This window comes from Lysobacterales bacterium, assembly GCA_016721845.1.
Lineage (GTDB): Bacteria > Pseudomonadota > Gammaproteobacteria > Xanthomonadales > Ahniellaceae > JADKHK01.
This window is the reverse complement of record JADKHK010000013.1, coordinates 24,538-50,144: the sequence shown is the minus strand read 5'-3', so window position 1 is coordinate 50,144 and position 25,607 is coordinate 24,538. Positions and strand designations below refer to the sequence as shown.

Here is a 25,607-nt window from a genome sequence, read left to right as displayed (position 1 = left end):
AAGCGCAGCGCGGCGATCACGCGCACACTCGCGGGAGCACGACCTGTTTGCAAGCTTGCCGATGGCGCTAGCATCCGCGCCAGACTTCCAAGGAGCGATCCCCATGCCGATGTCCTCTCGTGTCATTGCCGTTTCGCTGTGTGGATGGATGTCGGCGGCCGCGGTCGTGCAGGCGGCCGATACGCCTGCCGCACCGGTCTACGATGCCGACTTGGCGCGCTCGGTCGGTGCCAACGAAAACGGCATGCGGCAATACGTCTTCGTCCTGCTCAAGACGGGACCGACGCCGATGCCGAAAGGGCCAGCGCGCGACGAGATGTTCAAGGGACATTTCGCGAACATGGAGCGATTGGCGAAGGCCGGAAAGCTTGCCGTTGCCGGCCCGTTCGACGGCGTCGACGGCTGGCGCGGGATGTTCGTGTTCGCGGTGAAGGACATCGAGGAAGCCAAAGCGCTGGTGGCCACCGACCCCGTGGTGATCCAGGGCGAAATGGTGCCGGAATTCCACGCCTTTTTCGGGTCCGCGGCATTGATGCTGGTTCCCGACGCGCACAAGCGCATCTCCAAACCGACAACCGCGGAATGACCTGATGCAGTGGTTCATCGCGTTCGATGGTCGGTCGCAGGGACCGTTCGCCGCGGCCGAGGTGCTCGCCCGCATTCGCGGTGGCCAGTTGCCACCGGGCGCGGTCTACTGGCGCAACGGCCTGGCCGGATGGATCGGTCCGCAGGAAGCGCTGCCGGAACTGACGGGCAGCGTTGCGCAGCCTCCCGCATTGCCTGCCCTTCCGGTCGCGGCAACTGCATCGTCCTCCCGCTCGGCCGCCAAGGGCCTGACCGATCACATCGCCGACCTGGCAAGGGTCGAACGACTGGAGGGTTTCAGCCTCGGCGAGTTGTTGTCGGCGACCTTCCAGAAGCAGGATCCGGACGCGATCGAACGGCATTTTTCGACCGGGCTGCCCGAGACCACGCCCGGCCTCGCGCAGATCGAGACCGGCTGGCCGAAGCCATGGATGTTCGTGCGCCTGTTGCTGCTCTCGGTGCTGCTGTTCGGCGGCGCCGTGTTTCTCGCGAAGACCTTCGGCAATCCTTTGCTGATCCCGACCATCATCGTGCTCGGCAGCCTCGCGGCACCGATGGCGACGGTGGTGTTCTTCTACGAACTGAACTCACCCCGCAACGTGTCGCTGTATCAGGTCATCCGCATGTTGATGATCGGCGGGCTGGTGTCGATCGGTTTCTCGCTGCTGCTGTTCGAGCTCACCGCCGGCCTGAGCTGGGTCGGTCCGCCGCTGGCCGGCCTGGTCGAGGAGATCGGCAAGGTGGTCACCGTGTTCGTGATCGCGAGAGGGCTCGATGCTAGGCGCTATCCCTACATCCTCAACGGCCTGCTGTTCGGCGCCTGCGTCGGCGCCGGTTTCGCGATCTTCGAGACCATGGGTTATGCACTGAGTTATCTGGTCGAGACCAACGGCGACTTCGGCGCGATGATGCAGATCATCATCGCCCGCGGCCTGCTCGCGCCGTTCGCGCACGTGGTCTGGACGGCGCTGGCCGCAGGCGCATTGTGGCGCGTGAAGCTGGACCAGCCGCTGCGTACCGACATGCTGTTCCATCCGCGCGTGCTGCGCATGCTCGCCGTCGTGATGCCGCTGCATGCGTTGTGGAACCTCGGCCTGATCGACCTGCCCTATTTCGCCAAACACCTCGCGCTCGGCGTCATCGCGTGGGTCATCGCCTTCAGCCTGCTGCAGACCGGCCTCAAGCAGATCAAGGCCGCGCAGATGGCCGAGGCCGAAGGTCAGGCCCAGCTGAGCGGCGCGACCGCGGTGTTCAGTCGCGCGGGGCTGATCGGCGCGCTGCAGAAAAAGCCCTGATTTGTGCGCGATTCGCGAGAAAAGTGCGTTCTCCCTCTCGCGTTGCACCCATCAATGTTGCTAGCGTTCGCAGGCGCATCGCGCACCAACCAACGGAGCACCCCATGGCAAGCAAGAAAGCGCCGGCGAAGTCGGCAAAAGCCGCAAAGCCGGTCAAGGAAGTAATGAACAAGTCGGGTCTGGTGACCTTCATCGCCGAGCAGTCCGGCGTCGCCGCCAAGGACGTCAAGGCCGTTCTGGCCGGTCTCGAATCGGCCGCACTGGCCTCGGTGTCCAGCAAGGGCGCCGGCGAATTCGTGTGGCCCGGCGTTCTCAAGGTCACCTCGGTGAAGGTCGCTGCCAAGCCGAAGCGCAAGGGCATCAACCCGTTCACCAAGGAAGAACAGTGGTTCGCCGCCAAGCCGGCCAGCACCAAGGTCAAGGTGCGCGCGCTGAAGAAACTGAAAGACGCCGCAAACTGAGCCCCCGAACCCGCGACGGCTTTGCGGCCGTCGCGGGTTCCACGGATCCGCGCCATCGTCCTCGATCCCCAACGGATCGCACTCCGGCAGGCCGCAACGTGTCGTTGCCCCCAACCCTGACCGCGCCACGGCAAAGTTCCGCGACTTTCAGGAGAAGCAACCCGATGAACGTCATTCCGCGCAACTGCTTGGGATTGTTGCTCGCGCTCGCCTGCATGGCCCCGCTGGCCAGCCTTGCACAACCCGCCAAGCGCCCGATCACCGCGCAGGATCTGTGGGCGATCAAGCGCGTCGGCGCGCCGGTGCTGTCGCCGGATGGCGCACGCGCGGTGGTCAGCGTGCAGGAGTGGTCGATCGAGAAGAACAAGCCCAGCGCCAGCCTGTGGCTGGTCGATGTGGCTGACGGCGACACGCGCCGACTGACCGCGGGCACCAGCAGCGATTCGGCGGCGGCCTGGAGCCCGGACGGTCGCCGCATCGCCTTCGTCAGCAAGCGCGGCGAGGACGAGATGGCGGCGTTGTATGTCATCCCGGTCGACGGCGGCGAAGCCGAGAAGCTGGTGGAGCTGCCATGGGGCTTGGCTGCGCCGCAGTGGCTGCCCGACGGCAAGGGCATCGTGTTTGCCACCCAAGCCATCCCGGAGCTGGCAGGCACGTTCGCCAAGGCCGACCTCGCGGCGATGAAGAAGGAAGCCAAGCGCCGCAAGGACTCGAAGATGACGGCCTACGTCACCGAGTACCGGCAGTATCGCTTCTTCGACAAGAACCTCACCGACAATCTCGCCAACCGCCTGCTGAAGATCGACGTCGGCAGCAAGGTCTTGACCGACCTCACGCCGAAGTACGACCACCTGTTCGCAGCGTCGGGCGAGGTCCGTTTCGACATCGCGCCCGATGGCCGCCACGTCGCACTCTCCCTCAATTCCACGCCGCCGCCGTATGCGGTGCAGCCCAACAGTGACATCGTGCTGCTGCCCACCGATGGCAGCGGCGCGTTCGTCAACCTCACGCCCGACAATCCCTACGGCGACGACAACCCGCAGTTCGCGCCGGACGGCCGCTCGGTGCTGTACACCCGCCTCGCCACTGCGAACAGCATGGGCGAGGCGCGTCGGCTGTGGCAGGTGTCGCTGGCAAATCGCAAAGCCACGCCGCTGAGCGCCGGTATCGACCTCAGCATCGACGACATCGCATTTTCCGCCGATGGTCAGCGCCTGTGGGTGCAGGCCGAAGATCGTGGCCGCGTACCCGTGTTCACCATGAACGCCGACGGTACCGGATTCACGAAGCAGGTGGCGGAAGGCAGCAACACCGAGCTCGACAGCGCCAACGGTCAGCTGGTCTTCCTCAACGAAACCAGCAGCCGCGCGCCGGAACTGTTCGCACTCGATGCTTCAAGCGGCAAGCCGCGCCAGCTCACCCATTTCAACGACGCGCTGTTCGCCGGGCTCGACCTGGGCAAGGTGGAGTCGCACGAATTCCAGGGTGCCGGCGGCGACACCGTGCAGCTATGGCTGATCTATCCGCCCGGCTACGACGCAAAGAAAAAGTATCCGCTGGTGCAGTTGCTGCACGGTGGGCCGCACACGATGAATCGTGACGCCTTCAGCTATCGCTGGAACAGCCATGTCTTCGCCAGCCCGGGCTACATCGTGGCATGGGTCAACCGGCACGGTTCCACCGGATTCGGCGAGGCGTTCGCGCGCAGCATCAACGGTGCCTGGGGCGACCAGCCGACCGAAGACGTGCTCAAGGCCAATGACTACCTGTTCGCCACCGTGCCCGCCATCGACCGCGATCACGTGGCCGCCGCCGGTGGCAGTTACGGGGGTTATCTGGCGACCTGGCTGCTCGGCCACACCAAGGTGTTCAAGGCATTCGTCAATCACGCCGGAGTGAGCGATTTCATGGGGCAGTACGGCGCCGACACCACCACCTACGGCTTCACCAAGGAAGTGCTGGGCGGCACGCCATGGGACGGCCCTGCGGCCATGCAGCGCAACAACCCGATTTCCTACGCCGCGAACTTCTCGACGCCGATGCTGATCATCCATGGCGAGAAGGATTACCGCGTGCCCTACGGCCAGGGCATCGCGCTGTACGGCATCCTGCAAAGCATGCGCGTACCCTCGCGGCTGGTGGTGTTCCCCGACGAGAACCACTGGATCCTGACGCCGCAGAATGCGATCTACTGGAACTACGAGGTGCAGACCTGGCTGGCCCGCTACATCGGCGGCACGCCGATGGCCAAGCCGGAGTTCGGCGCGACCGAGGGGTAAGCATTCACCGCATGGCGAGAACCACGGATTGATCACGACGGGAAAGCATCGGTCGATCAATTCGCCCGCGTCTGCGAATGAGCTGCATGAGGGCGGCGCTTCCACCCTCTCACGCAAATGTCACCGCATGCACCGGTGGCAGTCGTGCGTCGAGTGCGGTCCACGACTCGCCCTGGTCTTCGCTGATCCAGAGTCCGCCGGTGGTGGAACCGATAGCGAGGCGATCGCCGCTTGAATCGATGGCGAGACCGTGACGGTAAATCAGGTCGTAGGCGTGTTGTTGCGGCAGGCCGTTGCGCAGTGATTCAAAGCTGCGGCCGCCGTCGCGCGTGCGGGTGACGACGAGTTGGCCGTCGACGGGGATGCGGAACTGGTCCTTGATGGCGGGCACGAACCAGGCTCGGTTCGGGTCGTGCGGATGCACCGCGACCGCGAAACCGAAGCCGGAAGGCGCCACGTCGGTGATCTCGCGCCAGGATGCGGCGCCATCGGTCGAGTGGAAGATGCCGTTGTGGTGCTGCACCCACAGCGTGTCCGGCGCGGCTACGCATTGCACCATCTGGTGCGGGTCCTGGATGTTCTGCTCGTACGCGAGATCGGGCGGCATGTAGTCGGCGCGCATGCCTTGTGCGCTCAGGCGCCAGGTGGCGCCGCTGTCGTCGCTGCGCCAGACGCCGCCACAGGAAATCGCGACGCGCAGCGTGCGTGCGTCGCGCGGGTCGACGCAGATCGAGTGGATGCCGGGTGCGTCATAACCGCCGCCGAACCAGCCCTTGCGCTCGGGACGGTCCCACAGGTCGCGCATCAGGGTCCAACTGGCACCGTGGTCGTCCGAGCGAAATAGACCGCCGGGATTGCTGCCGAGCCACAGTCGTCCGGGCTCGTTTGCGCCGCCTGAGGCCATTGCCCAGATCAGCTTCAGCGTCGCCGGCAATTCCGGCTTGCCATCACCGACCGGCACCGTTTCCTCGGGACCATAGGTCGGCACGGCGATCTCGGTCCAGTTGCGGCCGCGATCATTCGAACGATGCAGCTTGCAGCCGAAGTGCCCGAGATCCATCGCCGCGTACCAGGCGCCGTCACGTGCATCGACATGCGCCAGCGTCACTTTGTCGCCGAGGAAATGCGTGCGGTCGACCTCCCAGCGTTCGCCGGCCCGATGCAGCACGAACAGGCCCTTGCGGGTCGAGACGAGCAATGTGTCCTGCGGCTGCGACATGCGTTCAACCTCCCGACAGCGCCTGCATGAGGTAGACCTCGGCCGCAGGCGCGAGCGGCACCCCGAGATCGGCCTTGTCGCGGAGGACCTGGCCGTCGATGAAGATCGCGACGTGATGGCGCACCACGCCCTGTTCGTCGAGCACGTAGCCATGCAGGTTCGGATGTCGCACGAACAAGGCGTCGAGCACCGCGCGCAGATCGGCGGCATCGATGTCGAGCGCCGCCTCGCGAGACGCGCCCGCGGGCAACCAGCGCGACAGGGCAGAAGCAAGGACGACACGCGCCATGCAGCGGACTCCGGCGAATGCGCGGAGCTTACGTCAGCACGTGCCGGGCGTCAGCGGTTCCAGTCGGCCCTTGCGGCGGACGATGTTCTGGTAGTCCCACTGGATCTCGCGGGATTCGGCCAGCCATCCTGCGAGCAATGCGGTGTCGATCTCTTCGGCGGCGGTGAAACGCGCCTCGGCCGCCTTGAACTTGCCTTCCGGCTTCAGGCCCGGCGTCTTGAAGGACTGCCCGCTCCAGAACAGCAGGCGCACGCCACCTTTCAACTTGCTGTAGCCGACGATCGGATTGCCGTCGAGGAACCAGACAGGATGCGCATGCCAGACCTTGTTTTCGGCTTCGGGCAACACGCGTTCGATTTCCGCGGCGAGCCGGTCGCAGATGCGACGGTCGTCGGGGGACTGCATGGCGTTGTAGCGTTCGGTGTCTGCATGCATGGCCATCGAAGCCCCCGTCGCGTGTAGATCGTTCGACTATCCGCTGGCGTAGCGTTCCACGAGGCCAGCGCCGAGCACCGACGCCGTCGTGGCGAGCAGATCGTCCCACACGGATTCGATCGGCATCGCGCCTCATCAACCCCAGCGATCACAGATCGCCGAGGCCTTCCGCCTTGCCCTCCGGTCCGACTTCGAGCAGGCGCAGCGTGTTCGTGGCGCCCTGGTTTTCCATGCTGTCGCCGCTGGTGATCATCACCCGGTCGCCTTCGTGCAAGTGGCCGAGCGCGTGCAGACGGCGGATGGCTTCGCGGGCGGCTTCGCGTGGCGGCAGGCCGCGGGTGTCGAAGTCGATCGGGAAGACATCGCGCATCATCGCCATGCGCCGACGCGCGCCGGCGTGGCGCGATAGCGCATAGATCGGCACTTCCGAGCGGAACCGCGACAGATAACGCGCAGTGCCGCCGGATTCGGTGAGCGCGATGATGGCGCGCACCTTGATGTGCTCGGCCAGGAACATCGAAGCCATCGCGACCGCCTGGTCGACACGCGCGAGATTGCGCGGCGCGGCTTCGAAGTCGGTGTCCATCTCGAACTGGCGCTCGGCGCCGAGGCAGATGCGCACCATCGCCTCGACCGCCTTGGTCGGATAATTGCCGGCCGCGGTTTCCTGCGACAGCATCACCGCGTCGGAACCGTCGATGACGGCGTTCGCGACGTCGAGCACTTCGGCGCGGGTCGGGATCGGCGATGCTCGACCATCGACTGCAGCATCTGCGTCGCGGTGATCACGACCTTGTTGCGCTCCAGCGCCTCGCGGATGATCTTCTTCTGCAGGCCGGGCAATTCGGCGTCGCCGATTTCCACGCCGAGATCGCCGCGCGCGACCATGACCACGTCCGACGCATCGATGATTTCGCCGAGCAGCGGAATCGATTCGGCGCGTTCGATCTTCGCAACCAGAGCCGCCTCCCAACCGGCCGCTTTCAACAGCGCACGCCTCGTGCATGTCGGCAGCGTTGCGGCAGAACGACACCGCGACGAAGTCGACCTTCAGCTCCGCTGCAGTGACGATGTCGCGCTTGTCCTTGTCGGTCAGCGCGCCGAGCGACAGGCCACCGCCAAGGCGGTTCAAGCCTTTGCGGTCCGACAACTTGCCGTCGGTCAGTACCGTGGTGCGGATCTCGACGCCCTCGATGGCATCGACGCGGACCGCCATCAGGCCATCGTCGAGCAGCAGCGTGTCACCCACCGCCACGTCATTGATCAGGCCGAGGTAACTCATGCCGACGCGTGTGCGGTCGCCGGGCGGCGCGTCGGCGCTGCAGATCAGCGTGAATGGATCGCCGGACTTGAGCAGCACCTTGCCTTCTTCGAACTTCTCGATGCGGATCTTCGGACCCTGCAGGTCGGCGAGCACGCCGACCTCGCGCCCAAGCTTGTGTGCGGCGTCGCGCACGGCCTGGATGCGCGCGGCGTGGTGCTCCTTGGCGCCATGCGAAAAATTGAGGCGGACGATGTTGACGCCCGCGGCGATCAGGGCTCGATCGCGCCCGGCGCATCGGAGGCCGGACCCAACGTGGCGATGATTTTGGTGCGGCGAAGCGGGGCATTGGGTGTGTCGTGGCTCATGATTTCTTCCATGTCGATCGGTCGCGAATGTAGCAGCCCGTGGATCGACGACCCACCGGTCGCGATCAGTGGCGGCCTTTCTGGCATCCTCGCTGCATGCCGCAACCCGCCGCCCGCATCGACTTGCGCATCCGTTCATTCGCGCAATTGTTCGATTCGATGGATCCGTCGCCGTTTCGCGAGAAGGCGCTGGACGACAAGGCCGCGCGCTGGTTGCTGGACTCGGTGCGCGAGCATGCGCGCGATGCGCCGCTGCACATCGTGGTGCATCTGCCGGAGAGCCTGCGCATCGCCGCACACAACCTGCCGGACGCGATCCACAACCACTTCCGCTTCGAACTCGACCAGGCGCGCCGGGAACTGCGCTGGCGCATGGGGTCGGGCTGGCGTGCGCTGGGTGTCGGGCTGGCCCTGCTCGCGGGATGCGTCCTGCTCGGCACGCTGATTTCGGCAAGGTTCGGCGACAGCGCCCATGCCGGCTTGCGCATCATCGACGAAGGCCTGCTGATCCTCGGCTGGGTCGCGTTGTGGCGTCCCCTCGACATCCTGCTGTTCGACCGCTTCGAGCTGCGCGCCGGCCTGAAACTGATCCAGCGACTGGTCGATGTACCGGTGGAACTGCGCTTCGTCGAAGACTGAGTCAGCGCAGCAGCCACACGCCCGCGAACGCCACCAGCATCGCCAGCAGGCCGGGCAGCAGATGCAGCGCGAAACTGCGACCACCGGTGCCGAACGCCACGATGGTCTTGCTGATCGTGTTGGTCGCGAATCCGATCATCACGCCGAGGCAGGCGACGTCGAGGTCGACCTGCTCGGCGTTGAATACTTGCGCGACCGAGGCCGCGGCCGCATGCGCATCGGCGAATCCGGCCGCGGCGGCGGCGGCGAGTGCGCCGGCATCGCCGAACCAGTGCGCCAGCACCGCGGCCATGAACAGGACGCCGGACACCAGCGCCACGAACACCAGCGCCTGCGTCGGCTGGAAAGGTCGCCCCTTCATCGGCGCCACCGCGTCGCGACCGTCGCGCCAGGCCGCGAAACCCGAGAATCCTGCCGCCACGATGGTCGTCAGTCCCGATGCCGCCAGGGGCAGCGCCAACACCTGCAGCAGCGGCCGCGACAGGGCACCCAGCACCAGCGACAGCTGGATGATCGTGGCGACGTTCGCGAGCGTGCTCGCGGCCACGCAGGACGGGCGTTGTTCCGGATGCAACCGGGCGCGGCCGCCCATGGCACCGATCGTCGCGGTCGCCGACACGAAGCCGCCGGCGAATCCGGACAGGGGCAGGCCGAGTCGGGTACCAAGCGCGCGCTGCGCGACGTATCCGAGGGCATTGATCGCCATCACCAGCACCACCAATCGCCACAGCTTGTGCGGGTTGAACACCTGCCAGGGATCGACCGCGCGATCCGGCAGCAAGGGCAGCACGATCAGCGCCGCGGCGATCAACAACAGGCCGTCGTGCAATTCCTGCGCGGTCAGCACTTCGCGCGTGAACGCATGCAGGCGCGACTTCAGCGCCAGGATCAAGGCGACGCCCACGCCGATGCCGGCCGCGAGCTCACGCTGCGACATCGCCAGCACGCCCAGCAGAAAGGCGACGAACATCGCGACTTCGGTGGTCAGGCCGGGATCGGCTTCGCGCGAGCGCTGATAGCTCGCGAGCGCCGCCAGCGCGACGAAGGCCGCACCGACCGCGATCAGGGCCGTCCCGAGCAGGGTGCTGATCGCACCGGCCAGCGCGATCAGCACGAAGGTGCGCACGCCGGCGACGATGTGCGCCGGATCCTCACCCTTGCGCTGCTCGCGCTCGATGCCGATCAGCAGCCCGATGCCGAGCGCGACCGCAAGGCCGATCAGCACATGGTTGTCCGCAGGTTCAAGGGCCATGCGCCTAGCCTGCGCAATCACGGTGTGCGGTGCAAGTCTTCAGCGCAGATACGCCGCAAACGGGCCTGCCCAGTGGTGCGCCCGCGCGATCGCGAACATCATCGCGAAGGTCAGGCAGGCGGCGATGAACGCGAGGACCTGCGCCTGCCGCGTCTTCGCACGTCGCAGCGCGAGCACGCCGAGCACGATGTAGGCGACCAGCAGCACGACCTTGGCGGTGAGCCAGGCGTGCACGAACGGATACTGGTGCAACAGGGCCGCCAGCATCAGCGCCGCGGTCAGCAGAACGGTATCGACGGTATAGCTGGCATAGCGCAGCAGCGCATGGTTGGTGAACTTCGAGCGCATCAGCATCAGCAGACCGCGCAGGAAGAAAATCGCGAAACTGAGACCGATGGCGTGCACGTGCACGGCCTTGATCTGCGGGTAATAGGCCATCATCGTGGTGTCGGGTCCGGAATGGGCATCGCTGCCGCCGCTACGGCTGCAGGACGCAGCGCGCGAGGTGCTTGAGACGATCGATATCGGTCAGCGTGACTTCGCGCTTGTCGACGTCGATCAATCCGTCGTCCTGGAAGCGGCGCAGCACGCGACTGACGGTTTCGGGCGCGAGACGCAGGTAGTTGGCGATGTCCGAACGCGGCATCATCAGGTGCAGGCGCGACGCCGAATAACCGCGTTCGGCGAAACGATCGGACAGGTTCACCAGGAAGGCCGCGAGACGCTCATCGGCGCTGTAATCGCCACCCAGCAAGGCGGCATTGACAATGTCCTTGCTCATCAGCTTGAACAAGGTCTCCTGAATGCCGGGCAGACGCGTCGCCAGCACGCTCAGCGCAGGAAAGGCGAAACGGCACAGGGTCACGGTATCGAGCGCGACGGCGTCGCAGGGATAGCGCGCGGTGTACAGGCCATTGAGGCCGATCAACTCGCCGGGCAGGAAGAACCCGAAGATCTGTTCGCGACCCTGTTCGTCGATGCGCCGTGTCTTGACCATGCCGGCGCGCACCGCGTAGATCGCCGCGAACGGCTCGCCGTAGCGAAACACTTCGTCGCCGGCATGCATCGGCGTGGTGTGTTCGACCAGGCAATGCAGGTCCTCCAGCGCGCGCTTGTCGTAGCCATCGGTCAGACAGACCCGGCCGAACGCACACGTCGTGCAGAAGCGCTGGATGTCGCCATCGCCCTGATCCTGCGGAGTCGGCCAGCGCAGGACACCGCCCTGCGGGCTCATGGCCTACACCACGCGCGAGAACTTGTGCGGGATGACCTGCGCCTTGTGCAGGTGGCGATCGAAACACATCGCGACGACGCGCATGAGCAGCCGCCCGCGCGGGGTGATTTCGATGCAGTCGGGTTTGAGATTGACGAGTCCATCGGCGGCCAGAGGAGCGAGACGTGCCAATTCTGACGCGAAATACTCGTCGAAGACGAGATCATGGCGCCGACCGAAGATATTTTTTTCCAGCCGGCAATGGCACATCAGGCTCTGGATGGCGTCACCGATGATGCGATCCTGCGCCGTCAGCTCGTAGCCGCGCACGATCGGCAGGTGCCCGGACAGCAGCGCCGTGTAGTAGGCGGGCAGCTCCTTGGCGTTCTGCACGTAAGCGTTGCCGACCTTGCCGATCGAGCTCATGCCGAGCCCGATCAGATCGCATTCGGCGCGTGTCGAGTAGCCCTGGAAGTTCCGGTGCAGGCCGCCACGCGCCTGGGCACGCACCAGTTCGTCGTCGGGCAGGGCGAAATGATCCATGCCGATGTAGACGTATCCGGCCGCCGTGAGCTTGTCGATGGCCAGCGCGAGCAAGCCGAGCTTGTCTTCGGCACTGGGCAGGTCTTCCGCACGGATCTGGTTCTGCGCCTTGAAATGGCTCGGCAGGTGCGCGTAGCTGTAGGCGGCAACGCGGTCCGGGCGCATGCCGACCACCGTGTCCAGCGTCTGCCCGAACGCGCGCTCGTTCTGCTTCGGCAGTCCGTAAATCAGGTCGACATTGATCGAGCGCATGCCGTTTGCGCGCGCGGCATCGATCAGCTCGGCCGTCTGTGCCACCGACTGGATGCGGTTGATCGCCTTTTGCACGTCGGCATCGAAATCCTGGATGCCGAGGCTGATGCGATTGATGCCGGCTGCGGCGATCTCGGCGACCAGCTGGGCGTCGGCGTGGCGCGGGTCCAGTTCCACCGAGAATTCGCGGCTGGCTTCCGGATCGAAGGTGAAGGCCGATTCCAGTCGAGCCATGATCGCCAGGATGCCTTCGGCACCGAGGAAGTTCGGCGTGCCGCCGCCGAAATGGATTTGCGTCAGCGGACGATCGCGGTCGAACAGCTTCGACTGCAGGTCGATCTCGATCGCCAGACGTTCGATGTATTCGCGGCCGCGGGCCGGATTGCGCGCGATGATGCGCGTGCAGCCGCAGTAGTAGCAGGCGCTGTGGCAGAACGGCACGTGCACGTACACCGAGAGCGGGCTGGGCACCGGGTCATCGTTGCTGGCGCGGGCCTGACGGCGATAGTCGGCCTCACCGAAGCGCGCGTCGAAATGCGGCGCAGTCGGATACGAGGTGTAGCGTGGACCCGGGCCATCGTAACGGCGTAGCAGGTCGCGATCGAAGACGGGAATGACGGACACGGGATCCTCCGGATGTGTTGCGAAGCCTACGCAGTCCGGCCCCCTGGGGTTTTGATCCGGGTCAAGTCCCGGCGCCAATCCGGATTGCGTTGCAGTGCCGCGGTGATACGGCTGTAATGCGCGCCTTCCAATGCCTACGGGGTGATCGATGTCCGTGCTTCGCCTTGCCGATCTCGATGTCGCCGGTCAGCGCGTGCTGATCCGCCAGGACCTCAACGTGCCGGTCGAGAACGGCCGCGTGACCTCGGACCAGCGCATCATCGCCTCGATCCCGACCCTGAAGCTGGCCCTGAAAAAGGGCGCCGCGGTCATGGTCACCTCGCACCTCGGCCGTCCCAAGGAAGGCCAGTGGAGTGAGGCGGATTCGCTGGCACCGGTGGCGAAGCGGCTGTCGGAACTGCTCGGCATGGACGTGCCGCTGAAGCGCGACTGGGTCGACGGCGTGGCGGTGCAGCCCGGACAGATCGTGCTGCTCGAGAACTGCCGCATGAACGTCGGCGAAGGCAAGGACGACGAAGCGTTGTCGCGCAAGTACGCCGCACTCTGCGACGTCTACGTGATGGACGCCTTCGGCACCGCACACCGCGCCCAGGCCTCGACGCATGGTGCGATCCGCTTCGCGAAAACCGCCTGTGCCGGCCCCCTGCTGACCGCCGAACTCGATGCACTGGCCAAGGCACTGGAGCATCCAGCGCGGCCGCTGCTCGCGATCGTTGCCGGCTCGAAGGTCTCGACCAAGCTGGAACTGCTGGCGAGCCTGATCGGCAAGGTCGACCAACTGATCGTCGGCGGCGGCATCGCCAATACCTTCCTGGCCGCCAGCGGCTATCCGATCGGCAAGTCGCTGTTCGAGGCCGATCTGATCGATACCGCGAAGCAGATCATGGCCGATGCCAAGGCCCGCGGTGCCGAGATCCCGCTACCGGTCGACGTGGTCGCGCCCGAGTTCAACGCCAATGCGCCGGCCACGGTGAAACGCGTCGCTGATGTCGGTGTCGACGACCTGATCCTCGACATCGGCCCCGAGACGGCCAAGGCGTATGCCGACCGCATCATGAAGGTCGGCACCGTGGTCTGGAACGGACCGGTCGGCGTGTTCGAATTCGATGCCTTCGGCGCTGGCACCGAGGCCGTGGCGCACGCGATCGCGGCATCGAACGCCTTCTCGATCGCCGGCGGCGGCGACACCCTCGCGGCGATCGACAAATATGGCGTGGTCGACCGGATCAGCTACATCTCGACCGGTGGCGGCGCCTTCCTCGAATTCCTCGAAGGCAAGGAATTGCCCGCCGTCGCGGCGCTGAGGGCGCGCGCGGCATGAGCGGCGCACTGGTCTGGCGTGCGCTGCTGGCCGGTGCCGGCTTCAACGTCGCGCTGAGTCTGATGATGAGTTTCGGCAGCGGGTTTCTGTTCGGCATGGTCGACCCGTCGCGATTCGCACTGCTCGCCTTTGCCCTGCGCATCGTCTCTGCCTTGGCGGACATCGGTGGCGGCGCCATCGCGGGCTTCATCGCGCGGCGCGACGGCCCGCTGCATGGCGCGTTGACCTCGCTGGCGGCGACGCTGTTCGTGATGCCGATCAGCCTGCTGCGCATCTGGTGGGCGACGCGTGCGGGCGGCGAGGTCCATCTCGGCGCGAGCTACTGGATCGACTTCGGTCTGTGGACCGCGGTCGGCCTGTTCCTCGCTGCGGTCGCCGGCTTCCTTGCCGTCGAATTGCGCAAGCCGGCGTCGCGCTGACATGTGCAGCACCTTGTTCTTCGATCTCGACGGCACCTTGATCGACTCGGCCACCGGCATCACCCGCTGCGTCGCCTATGCGCTGGAGCGTGTCGGCGAAGCAGTGCCGGATGACACCGCGTTGCGTCGCTGGATCGGTCCGCCGTTGCGCGACAGTTTCGCGCCGTTGTTGCAGGATCCGATCCGTGTCGAACAGGCCGTCGAGTTCTACCGCGAACGCTTCGAGGACATCGGCTACGCCGAACACGCGCTCTATGACGGCATTGCCGACACGATCCATGCCCTGTCCGATCGTGGCCACCGCATCGCCATCGTGACGGCGAAGAACGAACCGCATGCACGCAAGATCGTCGGCGGTTTCGACTTCGCGGCGCGCTTCGACACCATCGTCGGCGCCACCCTCGACGGTCGCATCAGCCACAAGCCGGAATTGATCGGCGAAGCCTTGTCCCGACTGGCCCTGCATGCCCACGAGTGCACGATGATCGGGGACCGCCGCATGGACATCGACGGCGCGCGCCATCACGGCATGCGTTCGATCGGCGTGCTGTGGGGATTCGGTGACGCCGACGAACTCGCCCTGGCCGATCTGCGGGTCGGTACGCCGGGCGAATTGCTGGGCGCCGTCTGACGACGACATCGCGCCGCAGGTTTGGCGTCAACGGCCGGAGAGGCGATCCAGCAACTTCTGCACGAACTCGATGCGCTGTGCCGGCTCCGGCAGTTCCTGGCGGAAGCGGAGCTTGTCCTGGCCGTCGAGCGCATACACCTTGGGCTGGGCCTGCACCAGCTTGATGATGGTCATCGGCTCAACGTTCGGCTTGGCGCGGAAGTGGATGCGCCCGCCGGCGCGGTCAACATCGAGCTTGCGGATGCCGAGCCGGTCGGCCAGCAGCTTGATGCGGGCCACCGCGAACAGCGATTGCGCCTGCGCCGGGAGCAAGCCGAAGCGATCGATCATCTCGACCTGCAGGTCGCGCAGGGCCTCGTCGTCGCGGGCCATGCTGATGCGCTTGTACAGGGTCAGGCGCTCGTGCACGTCGCCGAGATAGTCCTCGGGAATCAACGCCGGCACGCGCAGTTCGACCTCGACGCGATCGGCATGCGGATTCTCGAGGTCGACGACCTTGCCGGACTTGAGTGCCGCGACCGCGCGTTCCAGCATTTCCGTGTACAGGGTGAAGCCGACTTCGCTGATCTGGCCGCTCTGCTCTTCGCCCAGCAGTTCGCCGGCGCCGCGAATCTCGAGATCGTGCGTGGCCAGGGTGAACCCGGCGCCGAGCTCGTCCAGTGACGCGATGGCGTCGAGGCGCTTCTCGGCATCGGCGGTCATCGCCTTGCGCTCGGGCGTGACCAGGTAGGCATAGGCACGATGGTGCGAACGGCCGACACGACCGCGCAACTGGTGCAGCTGGCTCAGACCGAACTTGTCGGCGCGGTGGATGATGATGGTGTTCGCACTCGGCACGTCGATGCCGGACTCGATGATGGTCGTGCACAACAGCACGTTGAAACGCTGGCGGTAGAAGTCGAGCATCACCTGTTCAAGGTCCTTCTCGGCCATCTGCCCGTGCGCGATGCGGATGCGCGCCTCCGGCGCCAGTTCGGCCAGCGTCGTCGCCATCTTCTGGATGGTCTCGACCTCGTTGTGCAGGAAGTAGATCTGGCCGCCGCGCGCCAGTTCGCGCTGGAAGGCCTCGCGCAGCAAGGCGTTGTCCCACACCGTCACGAAGGTCTGCACGGCGACGCGATGCGCCGGTGGCGTGCCGATGATGCTGAGATCACGCAAGCCCGCCATGGCCATGTTCAAGGTGCGCGGAATCGGCGTCGCGGTCAGGGTCAGCAGGTCCACTTCGGCCCGCAACTTGCGGAACATCTCCTTGTGGCGCACGCCGAATCGCTGTTCTTCGTCGACGATGACCAGCCCCAGATCCTTGAAGCGCACCTCGGGCGCGAGCAGCTTGTGGGTGCCGATGATCACGTCGATCTTGCCGTCGGCGACGAGTTTCAGCGCCTCGTTGGTTTCCTTCGCGGACTTGAAGCGTGAGAGGACCTCGACACGGATCGGCCAGTCGGCAAAGCGGTCGCTGAAGTTGCGGAAGTGCTGCTGGGCCAGCAGGGTCGTCGGCACCAGCACCGCCACCTGTTTGCCGGACTGGGCCACCACGAACGCGGCGCGCAGCGCCACTTCGGTCTTGCCGAAACCGACATCGCCGCAGACCACACGATCCATCGGCGACGGCTTGCCGAGGTCGGCGATCACGGCCTCGATCGCGCTGGCCTGGTCCGGGGTTTCCTCGAACGGGAAACTCGCGGCGAATTGCTCGTAGGCCGGCGCATCGAGGTGGATCTCGACGCCGGGCTTGGCGGCGCGTCGGGCATAGATGTCGAGCAGTTCGGCGGCGGCGTCGCGCACCTTCTCGGCGGCGCGGCGCTTGGCCCGGGCCCAGGCCTCGCCCCCGAGTGAATGCAATGGTGCATGTTCGGGCGCAGACCCGGTGTAGCGCCCGACCAGGTGCAGGTTCGCGACCGGCACGTACAGCTTGTCGCCCTTGGCATATTCGATCGCGAGGAATTCGCCGCTCTGGCCACCGACATCGAGCGTCATCAAGCCGAGGTAGCGGCCGACGCCATGATCTTCGTGCACCACCGGGGCACCGATCGCGAGTTCGCCGAGATCGCGGATGATGGTTTCCGGATCGCGCCCGGCGCGTTTTCGACGCCGCACCTGCTGCACGCGCTCGCCGTACAACTGGCGTTCGGTGAGCACGACCAGCTTCGGATCGTCGAGCGCGAGGCCGTCTTCGAGCGCCGCGACGGTGATCGCAAGCCGCACATCGGAGTCGACGAAACCGTGCCAGGAGCCGACAGTCTGCGGGCGCAGCTCGAAGCCGCCGAGCAGGTCGACCAGGGCTTCGCGCCGGCCCGGCGAATCGGCGGCGATCAGCACCCGCCCCGGATAGCTGCGCAGGAACTGGCGCAGGGCGGCGACCGGATCCTCGTGCTTGCGATCGATCGGCACACTCGGTGCCGGCTGGGTACCCAGTGCCAGCATCGGCTTGTCGCTGCCCGCAAACACCAGTTCGATGCGCGGATGCCGATTCAGGGTTTCGCGCAATTGCTGCGGCGGCAGGAACAGCTCGGCCGGCGACAGCACCGGGCGCTCGATGTCGTGACGGCGCGATTCGTGGCGTTCGCCGGTCTGCGTCCAGAAATGTTCGGCAGCGTCGAGCGCGCCCGGCGACAGCGCAAACATCGGTGTGCCGCCCAGATAGTCGAACAGGGTATCGAGCGTTTCGAAAAACAGCGGCAGGTAGGACTCGATGCCGGCGGGCGCCGCACCTTCGCGCAGATCCAGGTACAGCGGCGAGCGGCGCGGATCGATGTCGAAGCGCTCGCGCAACTCGTTCTTGAACGCCTTGGTCGCGGCTTCGGTCAGCGGGAATTCGCGTGCCGGCAGCATCGACACCTGCGCGACCTTGTCCTGCGAGCGCTGCGTCTCCGGATCGAAACTGCGGATCGAATCGATCTCGTCGTCGAGCAACTCGATGCGATACGGCGCCTCGGCACCGGCCGGATAGAGATCGAGCAAGGCACCGCGCGTGGCGTAATCGCCCGGTTCGAATACTTGCGGCACATGCCGGTACCCCGCCGCTTCGAGCATGCGCTTCTCGGCGTCGAGATCGAACTTCTGCCCGACCTTGAGCACCAGACTCTGTCCGGACAGCCAGCGCTTCGGCGTCACCCGCTGCATCAGCGTCGACACCGGCACCACCAGCACGCCGCGCGTCAGCGACGGCAGCCGGTACAGGGTGGCGATGCGCGCAGCGACGATCTCCGAATGCGGGGAGAACACGTCGTAGGGCAAGGTTTCCCAGTCCGGCAGGTGCAGGATCGGGAGGCCGGGGTCCGCGAATACGCGCAGCTCGGTCTCGAGCGCGTGAGCCGCGTGGGTATCGGCGGTCACCGCGACCAGCAGGCCAGGATGCTTGCGCGCCGCCTGCACCAGGGCCAGGGCCAGCGCCGAACCTTCCGGTGCGCGCCAATACGCACGCAACTGCGAACCGCCCGGCAACACCGGATCAAACACTGAACTCACGTCGGATAACCACGCAAAAATCGGGGGCGAAGGATAGCGGCAGCAGCCCGCGATATGCTCACGACATGTTCCCTTCACGCCGTCGCGGGCTGTTGTTCTTCGTACTGTCGGTCGCCAGCATCGCGCTGTGCCTGTGGCCGCTGATCGGACACTCGGTATTGGCCGCGACCGGCCTGGCCTCGTCCCGGCGTGCGACGGCAGCCGAAGCCCGCGTGCGCGAGGATGTCACCCGACGGTTGCGTGCCATCGACTCGCACTGGGGTGCACCGGTCTTCGTGCGCATCTACAAGCAGGAACGCGAACTCGAAGTCTGGGCGCAAACCGACGCCGGCCCGTACGCGTTGCTGGATACCTGGCCGATCTGCAGGTATTCGGGGGCACTCGGTCCGAAGCAACGCGAGGGCGATGGCCAGGCGCCGGAGGGCATCTATCAGGTCGGCGCAGGACAACTGAATCCGCAGAGCAGTTACCACCTGAGCTTCGACCTCGGTTATCCGAACGCCTTCGATCGCGCCCACGCGCGCACCGGTTCGTACCTGATGGTGCATGGCAGCTGTGTCTCGATCGGTTGTTACGCGATGACCGACGCCGGCATCGAGGAGATCTATTCCGTCGTCGCCGCTGCGCTCGCACACGGCCAGGCTCAGGTGCAGGTGCACGCCCTGCCCTTCCGCTTCGCGCCCGGTTGGGAACAGGCGCAGCGGGATTCCCCCTGGCGCGATTTCTGGCGCGACCTGGCCGCCATCGATGCGCGCTTCGACTCGGAGCATGTGCCGCCAAGTGTGCGGGTGACAGGCAAGCGATACTCACTCTGACAGGCTGACGACCTGAGCTGATTTCCGCCACCGATACACCGCATAACTGCCTGCGAACAACAGCGCGAGGGCAGCGGGGACGTAGAGGGTGGCGTAACGGATGCGCGCGAACAGCAACGCACTGGCGATGCCGCCGATGAAGAACGCCGAGATGACGATCAGGCAGAGTTGCAGGCGGCGCTTGTCGTAACCGGACCCGCGCAGCACATGCCCGAGCGTGATGCCGAGGTCGGTGAACATGCCGGTGAGGTGCGAGGTGCGCAGCACCGTGCCGCTGTAAGTCGTCGCCATCGCGTTCTGCAGGCCGCAGGCGATGCCGACCAGGTAGATGCCGACAGCGTTGTGGTGCATCAGCATCCGCGCGGCGACGACCAGCAGGACCGCTTCGATGACCAGCGCAACGCCGTAGCGGCGCCCCAGCCGCAATGCGCTGTGCCGCAACAGCAGGCCGCTGAGCATGGCGCCGAACACGAAGGCGGCGATGATCGACAGCCAGTGCCAGGCTTTGGCGACGTCCTGCTGGGCCAGCGCCATCGCCAGCAGGGAGGTGGTGCCGGTCATGTGCGAGATCGCCTGCGGCTCGAAGCTCAGGAAGCCGACGACATTCATCATGCCGGCCATGAAGGCCAGCCACCATGCCCAGATCCAGACCCAGGTCGGCAGTTTCGAAATCATCCTCCGAATCTAGCGCGCAGCGAGCGAGTGCGACACCGCTAGACTGTGGCGAAACGCGGGAGCAAGGCATGGATCAGGCGACGATCGAATCCTGGGTACGCGACTGGCCCGGCGTCACGCAGGACATCAAATGGCACGACGATCTCGTGTTCATGGTCGCCGGCAAGATGTTCTGCGTGTTCTGTTTTCAGGGTCAGCATCGCGGCCAGGTCTCGTTCAAGGTGGAAGACGAGCGCTTTCTCGAATTCACCGACCGGCCGCACGTCATCCCGGCGCCGTACATGGCGCGCGCGCACTGGATCTCGGTGCTGTCGTCGGCCGCCATGCCTATCGACGAACTGAAGGCGCTGGTGCGCCATTCCTATGTGCTGGTGCGGGCCAAGCTGCCGAAGAAGACCCAGCGCGAACTCGGCTCAGGCTGAGCGCAGCGGCTTGCGCACGTGCACGACGCCGGGCTCGTCGCTGGCGTGGCTGCGGCTGAAACCGAGTTCGTCGCAGACCGCGAGCATCGCCGCGTTGTCGTCGCGTACGTCACCCCAGAGTTCCAGCATCCGGCGCCGGCGGGCGTAGTCGATCAGGCGCTTCATCAGGAAGGTGCCGACGCCCTGTCCGGCGATCTCGCGACCGACGATCAACGCGAATTCGGCCTTGCGCTGTTCGGGATCGAGCGCGAGGCGTGCGACGGCACCGATCAGGGCCTCGCCGGCCGGCAAGGGCTCGGTGACCACCAGCGCGAAGCCGGTATCTCGTTCGAGTTCGCACAGTTGGCGCGCGAACGCCGCGGTCATCTCGGTGATCGGGTGCAGGAAACGCAGCCGCACTTCTTCGGGGCTCAGGCGTGCGAAGCTGCGGCGCAGCGGCTCGGCGTCGATCGGCGCGATCGGTCGCATCAGCAGTTCGCGACCATCCGGCAGCCACAGGCGCTCGCGCCAGGTGCCGATGCGTTCACGCCGGATCGACCCGGGGGCGACCGGCAATTGCAATGCAGCGTTCATGTCGGGGCGGATTATGCACTGCAGCAATCCGAGTCCCTGCTCGGTTTCCGTCACCATCGGTCATAATCGGCGGCCTACTCGAACACAAGGCGTGCACATGGCCGGCAAAGGCGATTCGACCCGGGCGATTCTGTATGCGCTGGGCGCGAACTTCGCGATCTTCGCGACCAAGCTGTTTGCCGCGGTGCTGACCACCTCCGGCGCGATGATGGCCGAGGCCGTGCATTCGCTGGCCGACTGCGGCAACCAGGCCTTGCTGCTGTGGGGACTGAAGCGCTCGAAGCGACCGCCCACGCCGGACTTCCCGCTCGGCTTCGGCAAGGCGATCTACTTCTGGTCCTTCCTGGTCGCGCTGATGCTGTTCTCGGTCGGCGGCATGTTTTCGCTCTACGAGGGCCTGCACAAGCTGCAGCATCCGGAACCGCTGCGTTTGCCCTGGCTGGCGGTCGGCGTACTCGCGTTCGGCATCGTCGCCGAGAGTTTCTCGATGTGGGGCTGCCTGCGTGAAGTGAACAAGTCGCGCGGTGACCAGAGCCTTTGGCGCTGGTTCCGCGACTCGCGCCAAAGCGAGCTCATCGTGATCTTCGGCGAAGACCTCGCCGCCCTGTTCGGCCTGAGCTTCGCGCTGGTCGCGATCCTGCTGACCATGGCCACCGGCAATCCGGCCTACGACGCCTACGGCACGCTCGGCATCGGCGTCCTGCTGATCGTGGTCGCCGTTTTCATTTCGGTCGAAGTGAAAGCGCTGCTGATCGGCCAGAGCGCCGACCCGGCGCTGGATCATCAGCTGCGCACGCTGATCGAACAGCAGCCGGAAGTGAAGCGCGTGTTCAACCTGATCACGCTGCAGCTCGGCAATGACGTGATGCTGGCCGCGAAGATCGAACTTGCCACGAACGGCAGCATGGAAGACGCCTGCGCCGCGATCAATCGGGTCGAAGTCGAAGTGCGCCGGCAGCACCCGGAAATCCGCTTCAGCTTCGTCGAGCCGGACACGCTCGACTAGGCGGCGAGCATGCTGCCGCGGCAACGCCTGGCACCGCAGCGGCAACGCCAGCGTTCGCGCTCGGCGCGCGAGACTTCATGGCTGAGTTCGAGTGCGTAGTCGAACACCAGTTCCTCGCCCTTGCGGATCCGGCGCAAGGTCTCGATGTAGACACGGTCGCGGCGTTCGTCGCCGTCGATGTCGACCCAGACCAACGCTTCGCAATTCGGCGCACAGCTGTGGTTGACGAAACGTGCACTGCTGCCACCGACGTTGCCGTCGATCAGCCAGTGCGCGTTGACTGCGAACAGGTAGGTTTCACCGAGCCCGCTGTTGTCGCCATGACGGCGAAAGGCTTCGGCGCTGTCGATGCGTTCGCCGCGGTATTCGAGCACGCGCGTCCGCGCCGGCAGGTCGACATTCGCGAACACGCCGCGACCATGGATCGGCGAGCGCCGCACGACGATGCGCGGCACACTCATGACGGCGTTGTCACAGCGAGACGCCGACGCCGAGCGACCATTGCGCGTCGTCGAACTGGAATCCGGACTTCCACAACGCCCAACGCGCGTCGGCGAGGATCGGATAGCGATACGGCGCCTGGCCGATGTGTCCCTCGGCGCTGCCGATGATGCGGCCGCGTACGGTCAGGTAACGACCCTCGGGTGCGTCGAAGCGCGTGAGTCGCTGCGTCACGCGAATCACGAACCGACCCTGTGTCGGCGCCTGCGTGATCGGCCGTTGGCGGCGATCGAGCGGTTGCGCCAGCACCTCGATCTCGCTGCCGTCGGCATGATCGCGCACCGCGACGATCATGCCGCCCCAGATCACCTCGATGTCACCCACGTCCGCCTGGGCCGCGGCATAAGCCGGGACATCGACGCGTGCACCGTCGGACACGAAGGGCGCCGGCGCCGCGCAGGCGGCAAGCAGGGCGGCCAGCGCCGCCGCGATCAGTCCTCGACCAGCCATTCGAGCTTGAACTGCGCGTAGCGGCTTTGTGCCAGGGTGGTCGCGAGCGTCGGCAACATTTCCGCCAGCGTGCGATCGAGCTTGTACGGCGCATTGATGATGGCCATGCCGCAACCATTCAGGCGCAGCGCGGAATTGTCCGGATGCACGCAGATCTCGGCCACCAGCACCTTGCGCATGCCCGATTCCTTCAGCCAGCGATGGAAAGGCAGCACCGACTGGCGCAGTTTGATCGGATACCAGACTGCGTAAACACCGTTCGCGAAGCGCTTGTGCGCCGCGGCAAGCGCCCCCTCGATGATGCGGAATTCCTGTTCCTGCGCCTCGAACGGCGAGTCGATCAAGACCAGGCCGCGTTTTTCCGCCGGCGGCAACAGTGCGGCCATCGCTTGATAGCCATCACGCTGGTGCACGGCGACGCGGCCATCGCGGGCGAACAATTGCCGCAGCGACTCGACTTCGGTGTCCTGCACTTCGCACAGGATCAGGCGATCGCTGTCGCGCAGCAACTGCGCAGCGATCAAGGGCGAGCCCGGATAATGCTGCACGCCATTCTGCGGCCGCACCAGGTTGAGATAGGCATGGACCAGGGTCGGCAGGCGTTCGGCCGCCAGCAGGCGCATCACACCATCACGGAATTCACCGGTTTTCAGCGCCTCTTCCGAGGCCAGCGAATAGCGCCCGGCACCGGCGTGCGTATCGAGCACGGCGAACGGCGTCTGCTTGGTCTTCAACGCTTCGATCAGCGCAATCAGCACGACATGCTTGAGCACGTCGGCGAAATTGCCTGCGTGATAGACGTGGCGGTAATTCATCGGCCCCTTTCCATGGACACGGCAACCGCCAGTATCGGCAAGGGGCACCCCGGACCGCAAGGGCCGGATGCGGATCAGGCGATGAAGGCGATGCTGCCGCGGGCAAGCCCGAGGGCGATGACCGTCGCCGCGAGCACGTCGCTCGGGTAATGCAGTCCGAGCACCACCCGCGATAGCGCCACCAGGATCGCGAACGGCCACAGCAGGAGCCCGAGCGCCGGGTAGTAATGCGTCGCGACCAGGGTGAATGCGACCGCATGCAGGGTATGCCCGGAAGGAAACGAGAATTCGTCCAGCGGCGCGATGTGCGCCGTGATGGAACGGTGTCGCGCGAACGGTCGCGGCCGCCGCGTGCAGTGCTTGAGCCCGCGATACAACCCGAGCGCGATCAGGCCGACGAAGGCAAGGTGCAGGCTGGCATGCAGGCCGGCGAGTCCGTCGAACAGGGGCAACAGCAGCATCAGCGCATACCAGAGCACGCCATCGCCGAGCCGACTGACGAAGGCGAAGCCGCGACGGACCGCAGGCGCCGCGCCGTAGCGATTCATGCGCAGGCACAGGCGCAATTCGGGTGCGGTCACCGGGTGATCGAAGCGCGGCACGTGGCGCATCAGACCGCCCTCGCCGTGCCCGTCCGCGGCTCGGACAGCAAGCGCACCAGCGCCTCGGCGACCGCGCGCTGGCTCAGTCCACGCACGCGATCGAGTGCCGCGAGTGCGCAGCGCCGTCGCAAATCGTCGTCGAAGGCCAGGCCCACGGCGGCCCCGACATAGGCATCCGCGTCGCCAAACGCCACCGCCGCACCGGAGTGGCGGTCGCGCAGATGTTCGCGCGCCGCACCATAGTCGAACGCGACCACCGGAACGCCGCTGGCCATGGCTTCGAGGGTCACGTTGCCGAAGGTCTCGGTCAGGCTCGGAAACAGGAACAGATCCCCGGACGCAAAATGCGCGGCCAGATCGTCGCCGCGACGCATGCCCGTGAAGACGAACCCGGACTGCTGCGCACGCAGGGCCGGCAAGGCCGGACCATCGCCGACGACGATGCAGCGCGCATCCGGACGCGCCGCCTGGATCGCATCGAAGCTGCGCGCCAGCAAGGCCAGATTCTTTTCCGCCGCGATGCGCCCGACATGGATCACCGCAAGCTGCCCCCGCGTCAGGCCCCATTGCGCACGCAACGCCTCGCTGCGGCGATCGGGATGAAACTGACGCGTGTCGACCGCACGCGCCAGCTGACGCACATGGCGGAAGCCGCGCGTTTCGAGGAACTGCTGCAACTCGCCGGTCGGCACCAAGGTGGCCTGCCCGCGGTTGTGGAAGCGGCGCATCCACGCGAACGCCAGCGCCGTCAACACACCGGCGCCGTAATGCGCGACGAATTCGTCGAAGCGGGTATGAAATCCGGTCGCGGCCGGAATGGCGTAGTGGTTGGCGACGTTCAATGCCGACCAGCCGAGCGGCCCTTCGGTCGCGATATAGACCGCATCCGGGCGCCAGGATTGCCACAAAGCCCGAAGCGCGGCGCCGGCCGGCCACCCGAAGCTCAGACCCGGATAGCGCGGCAGTGCTGCGCCGCGGACCCGATGCTCACGTACGCCCGCGGGCATCGCGGGATCGTCCATTCCGGGCTGGCCGGGGCGCGTCAGCAGCACGTCGTGACCGAGGGCTGCAAGTTGCTCGACGAAATTCTGCACCGTCAACGCAACCCCGTTGATCTCGGGCGGATAGGTCTCGGTGACGACAGCGATGCGCATGCAGTGCTCCGGTTTCCCGGCATGCTGGCGCTCGTGCTTG

The 25,607-nt window shown here is 66.0% G+C and carries 26 protein-coding genes and 1 pseudogene; 11 read left to right on the top strand and 16 right to left on the bottom strand.

What is annotated here, in order from left to right; genetic code table 11:
* The first annotated feature begins 103 nt into the window (after positions 1–103).
* From IPP28_07550 to IPP28_07535, 4 genes are all read left to right on the top strand, one after another.
* Entirely contained in the window at positions 104–586 is a 483-nt protein-coding gene (locus IPP28_07550) for a hypothetical protein (protein MBL0040886.1), read from the top strand.
* A 4-nt stretch (positions 587–590) separates the two neighbouring features.
* Positions 591–1,880 (top strand): PrsW family intramembrane metalloprotease, encoded by a 1,290-nt coding sequence (locus IPP28_07545; GenBank protein ID MBL0040885.1) that lies wholly within the window; start codon positions 591–593, stop codon positions 1,878–1,880.
* 104 nt (positions 1,881–1,984) lie between these two features.
* Positions 1,985–2,341, top strand: coding sequence for an HU family DNA-binding protein (locus tag IPP28_07540; protein ID MBL0040884.1), 357 nt, complete (start codon positions 1,985–1,987; stop codon positions 2,339–2,341).
* Positions 2,342–2,505: 164 nt separating this feature from the next.
* Positions 2,506–4,620, top strand: coding sequence for a S9 family peptidase (locus IPP28_07535; GenBank protein MBL0040883.1), 2,115 nt, complete (start codon positions 2,506–2,508; stop codon positions 4,618–4,620).
* A gap of 109 nt (positions 4,621–4,729) precedes the next feature.
* Here IPP28_07535 and IPP28_07530 read toward each other — a convergent pair whose 3' ends face one another.
* The 4 genes and pseudogenes from IPP28_07530 to pyk all read right to left on the bottom strand — a co-directional run bounded on the left by IPP28_07530 (position 4,730) and on the right by pyk (position 8,192).
* Positions 4,730–5,839, bottom strand: coding sequence for an exo-alpha-sialidase (locus IPP28_07530; GenBank protein MBL0040882.1), 1,110 nt, complete (start codon positions 5,837–5,839; stop codon positions 4,730–4,732).
* A 4-nt stretch (positions 5,840–5,843) separates the two neighbouring features.
* Positions 5,844–6,128, bottom strand: a complete 285-nt coding sequence (locus IPP28_07525; GenBank protein MBL0040881.1) for a MoaD/ThiS family protein — start codon at positions 6,126–6,128, stop codon at positions 5,844–5,846.
* Positions 6,129–6,161: 33 nt separating this feature from the next.
* Positions 6,162–6,563 (bottom strand): DUF1801 domain-containing protein, encoded by a 402-nt coding sequence (locus tag IPP28_07520; protein MBL0040880.1) that lies wholly within the window; start codon positions 6,561–6,563, stop codon positions 6,162–6,164.
* A 148-nt stretch (positions 6,564–6,711) separates the two neighbouring features.
* A pseudogene (gene pyk, locus IPP28_07515) lies at positions 6,712–8,192 on the bottom strand (pyruvate kinase).
* Positions 8,193–8,288: 96 nt separating this feature from the next.
* On the opposite strand from pyk, the gene IPP28_07510 reads away from it, so the two are divergent.
* On the top strand, positions 8,289–8,831 hold the full coding sequence (locus IPP28_07510; protein MBL0040879.1) for a hypothetical protein: 543 nt from the start codon (positions 8,289–8,291) through the stop codon (positions 8,829–8,831).
* Between the two features lies 1 nt (position 8,832).
* Here the strand turns inward: IPP28_07510 and IPP28_07505 are convergent, their stop codons facing one another.
* The 4 genes from IPP28_07505 to hemN are packed head-to-tail and all read right to left on the bottom strand — an operon-like array spanning position 8,833 to position 12,715.
* A complete protein-coding gene (locus tag IPP28_07505) occupies positions 8,833–10,083 on the bottom strand; it encodes a DUF4010 domain-containing protein (protein MBL0040878.1) in 1,251 nt (416 codons plus the stop codon).
* A 39-nt stretch (positions 10,084–10,122) separates the two neighbouring features.
* A complete protein-coding gene (locus tag IPP28_07500) occupies positions 10,123–10,524 on the bottom strand; it encodes a SirB2 family protein (protein ID MBL0040877.1) in 402 nt (133 codons plus the stop codon).
* A 37-nt stretch (positions 10,525–10,561) separates the two neighbouring features.
* The gene (locus tag IPP28_07495; GenBank protein ID MBL0040876.1) at positions 10,562–11,317 is read right to left on the bottom strand and encodes a helix-turn-helix domain-containing protein; all 756 of its coding nucleotides are present in this window, start codon (positions 11,315–11,317) and stop codon (positions 10,562–10,564) included.
* Positions 11,318–11,320: 3 nt separating this feature from the next.
* Positions 11,321–12,715 (bottom strand): oxygen-independent coproporphyrinogen III oxidase, encoded by a 1,395-nt coding sequence (gene hemN, locus IPP28_07490; protein ID MBL0040875.1) that lies wholly within the window; start codon positions 12,713–12,715, stop codon positions 11,321–11,323.
* Positions 12,716–12,863: 148 nt separating this feature from the next.
* Here hemN and IPP28_07485 point away from each other — a divergent pair, with 148 nt between their 5' ends.
* The 3 genes from IPP28_07485 to IPP28_07475 are packed head-to-tail and all read left to right on the top strand — an operon-like array spanning position 12,864 to position 15,086.
* Positions 12,864–14,036 (top strand): phosphoglycerate kinase, encoded by a 1,173-nt coding sequence (locus tag IPP28_07485; GenBank protein MBL0040874.1) that lies wholly within the window; start codon positions 12,864–12,866, stop codon positions 14,034–14,036.
* On the top strand, positions 14,033–14,455 hold the full coding sequence (locus IPP28_07480; GenBank protein ID MBL0040873.1) for a hypothetical protein: 423 nt from the start codon (positions 14,033–14,035) through the stop codon (positions 14,453–14,455). The genes IPP28_07485 and IPP28_07480 overlap by 4 nt, the downstream gene beginning before the upstream one ends.
* Position 14,456: 1 nt before the next feature.
* Positions 14,457–15,086 carry an HAD hydrolase-like protein gene (locus IPP28_07475; protein MBL0040872.1) on the top strand — a complete coding sequence of 210 codons (630 nt, stop codon included), beginning with the start codon at positions 14,457–14,459 and terminating at the stop codon, positions 15,084–15,086.
* 27 nt (positions 15,087–15,113) lie between these two features.
* Here IPP28_07475 and mfd read toward each other — a convergent pair whose 3' ends face one another.
* Positions 15,114–18,554, bottom strand: a complete 3,441-nt coding sequence (mfd, locus tag IPP28_07470; protein ID MBL0040871.1) for a transcription-repair coupling factor — start codon at positions 18,552–18,554, stop codon at positions 15,114–15,116.
* Positions 18,555–18,619: 65 nt separating this feature from the next.
* On the opposite strand from mfd, the gene IPP28_07465 reads away from it, so the two are divergent.
* Positions 18,620–19,369 (top strand): murein L,D-transpeptidase, encoded by a 750-nt coding sequence (locus IPP28_07465; protein MBL0040870.1) that lies wholly within the window; start codon positions 18,620–18,622, stop codon positions 19,367–19,369.
* Here IPP28_07465 and IPP28_07460 read toward each other — a convergent pair.
* Positions 19,361–20,044: a DUF1275 domain-containing protein gene (locus IPP28_07460; protein ID MBL0040869.1), complete on the bottom strand. Its 684-nt coding sequence runs from the start codon at positions 20,042–20,044 to the stop codon at positions 19,361–19,363. The genes IPP28_07465 and IPP28_07460 overlap by 9 nt on opposite strands.
* A gap of 68 nt (positions 20,045–20,112) precedes the next feature.
* Here IPP28_07460 and IPP28_07455 point away from each other — a divergent pair, with 68 nt between their 5' ends.
* Positions 20,113–20,466, top strand: a complete 354-nt coding sequence (locus IPP28_07455) for an MmcQ/YjbR family DNA-binding protein (protein MBL0040868.1) — start codon at positions 20,113–20,115, stop codon at positions 20,464–20,466.
* Here IPP28_07455 and IPP28_07450 read toward each other — a convergent pair.
* Positions 20,458–21,039: a GNAT family N-acetyltransferase gene (locus tag IPP28_07450; protein ID MBL0040867.1), complete on the bottom strand. Its 582-nt coding sequence runs from the start codon at positions 21,037–21,039 to the stop codon at positions 20,458–20,460. The genes IPP28_07455 and IPP28_07450 overlap by 9 nt on opposite strands.
* 97 nt (positions 21,040–21,136) lie before the next feature.
* Between IPP28_07450 and IPP28_07445 the strand changes: the two genes are divergently transcribed.
* Positions 21,137–22,045, top strand: a complete 909-nt coding sequence (locus IPP28_07445; protein MBL0040866.1) for a cation transporter — start codon at positions 21,137–21,139, stop codon at positions 22,043–22,045.
* On the opposite strand, the gene IPP28_07440 is transcribed toward IPP28_07445, so the two are convergent.
* The 5 genes from IPP28_07440 to IPP28_07420 all read right to left on the bottom strand — a co-directional run bounded on the left by IPP28_07440 (position 22,042) and on the right by IPP28_07420 (position 25,567).
* Complete coding sequence (locus IPP28_07440; GenBank protein MBL0040865.1) at positions 22,042–22,500, bottom strand: SET domain-containing protein; 459 nt, start codon at positions 22,498–22,500, stop codon at positions 22,042–22,044. The genes IPP28_07445 and IPP28_07440 overlap by 4 nt on opposite strands.
* Before the next feature lie 16 nt (positions 22,501–22,516).
* Positions 22,517–22,996: a Slp family lipoprotein gene (locus IPP28_07435; GenBank protein ID MBL0040864.1), complete on the bottom strand. Its 480-nt coding sequence runs from the start codon at positions 22,994–22,996 to the stop codon at positions 22,517–22,519.
* Positions 22,978–23,811, bottom strand: coding sequence for a 23S rRNA (adenine(2030)-N(6))-methyltransferase RlmJ (locus tag IPP28_07430; protein MBL0040863.1), 834 nt, complete (start codon positions 23,809–23,811; stop codon positions 22,978–22,980). The genes IPP28_07435 and IPP28_07430 overlap by 19 nt, the downstream gene beginning before the upstream one ends.
* A 74-nt stretch (positions 23,812–23,885) precedes the next feature.
* The gene (locus tag IPP28_07425; GenBank protein ID MBL0040862.1) at positions 23,886–24,359 is read right to left on the bottom strand and encodes a phosphatase PAP2 family protein; all 474 of its coding nucleotides are present in this window, start codon (positions 24,357–24,359) and stop codon (positions 23,886–23,888) included.
* Positions 24,360–24,421: 62 nt separating this feature from the next.
* Positions 24,422–25,567, bottom strand: a complete 1,146-nt coding sequence (locus tag IPP28_07420; GenBank protein ID MBL0040861.1) for a glycosyltransferase family 1 protein — start codon at positions 25,565–25,567, stop codon at positions 24,422–24,424.
* Between the last annotated feature and the right edge of the window lie 40 nt (positions 25,568–25,607).

Coding starts and splice junctions, on each gene's coding strand:
- IPP28_07550 (MBL0040886.1), top strand. CDS start 104: ATGCCGATGTCCTCTCGTGTCATTGCCGTTTCGCTGTGTGGATGGATG.
- IPP28_07545 (MBL0040885.1), top strand. CDS start 591: ATGCAGTGGTTCATCGCGTTCGATGGTCGGTCGCAGGGACCGTTCGCC.
- IPP28_07540 (MBL0040884.1), top strand. CDS start 1,985: ATGGCAAGCAAGAAAGCGCCGGCGAAGTCGGCAAAAGCCGCAAAGCCG.
- IPP28_07535 (MBL0040883.1), top strand. CDS start 2,506: ATGAACGTCATTCCGCGCAACTGCTTGGGATTGTTGCTCGCGCTCGCC.
- IPP28_07530 (MBL0040882.1), bottom strand. CDS start 5,839: ATGTCGCAGCCGCAGGACACATTGCTCGTCTCGACCCGCAAGGGCCTG.
- IPP28_07525 (MBL0040881.1), bottom strand. CDS start 6,128: ATGGCGCGTGTCGTCCTTGCTTCTGCCCTGTCGCGCTGGTTGCCCGCG.
- IPP28_07520 (MBL0040880.1), bottom strand. CDS start 6,563: ATGCATGCAGACACCGAACGCTACAACGCCATGCAGTCCCCCGACGAC.
- IPP28_07510 (MBL0040879.1), top strand. CDS start 8,289: ATGCCGCAACCCGCCGCCCGCATCGACTTGCGCATCCGTTCATTCGCG.
- IPP28_07505 (MBL0040878.1), bottom strand. CDS start 10,083: ATGGCCCTTGAACCTGCGGACAACCATGTGCTGATCGGCCTTGCGGTC.
- IPP28_07500 (MBL0040877.1), bottom strand. CDS start 10,524: ATGATGGCCTATTACCCGCAGATCAAGGCCGTGCACGTGCACGCCATC.
- IPP28_07495 (MBL0040876.1), bottom strand. CDS start 11,317: ATGAGCCCGCAGGGCGGTGTCCTGCGCTGGCCGACTCCGCAGGATCAG.
- IPP28_07485 (MBL0040874.1), top strand. CDS start 12,864: ATGTCCGTGCTTCGCCTTGCCGATCTCGATGTCGCCGGTCAGCGCGTG.
- IPP28_07480 (MBL0040873.1), top strand. CDS start 14,033: ATGAGCGGCGCACTGGTCTGGCGTGCGCTGCTGGCCGGTGCCGGCTTC.
- IPP28_07475 (MBL0040872.1), top strand. CDS start 14,457: ATGTGCAGCACCTTGTTCTTCGATCTCGACGGCACCTTGATCGACTCG.
- IPP28_07465 (MBL0040870.1), top strand. CDS start 18,620: ATGTTCCCTTCACGCCGTCGCGGGCTGTTGTTCTTCGTACTGTCGGTC.
- IPP28_07460 (MBL0040869.1), bottom strand. CDS start 20,044: ATGATTTCGAAACTGCCGACCTGGGTCTGGATCTGGGCATGGTGGCTG.
- IPP28_07455 (MBL0040868.1), top strand. CDS start 20,113: ATGGATCAGGCGACGATCGAATCCTGGGTACGCGACTGGCCCGGCGTC.
- IPP28_07450 (MBL0040867.1), bottom strand. CDS start 21,039: ATGAACGCTGCATTGCAATTGCCGGTCGCCCCCGGGTCGATCCGGCGT.
- IPP28_07445 (MBL0040866.1), top strand. CDS start 21,137: ATGGCCGGCAAAGGCGATTCGACCCGGGCGATTCTGTATGCGCTGGGC.
- IPP28_07435 (MBL0040864.1), bottom strand. CDS start 22,996: ATGGCTGGTCGAGGACTGATCGCGGCGGCGCTGGCCGCCCTGCTTGCC.
- IPP28_07430 (MBL0040863.1), bottom strand. CDS start 23,811: ATGAATTACCGCCACGTCTATCACGCAGGCAATTTCGCCGACGTGCTC.
- IPP28_07425 (MBL0040862.1), bottom strand. CDS start 24,359: ATGAATCGCTACGGCGCGGCGCCTGCGGTCCGTCGCGGCTTCGCCTTC.
- IPP28_07420 (MBL0040861.1), bottom strand. CDS start 25,567: ATGCGCATCGCTGTCGTCACCGAGACCTATCCGCCCGAGATCAACGGG.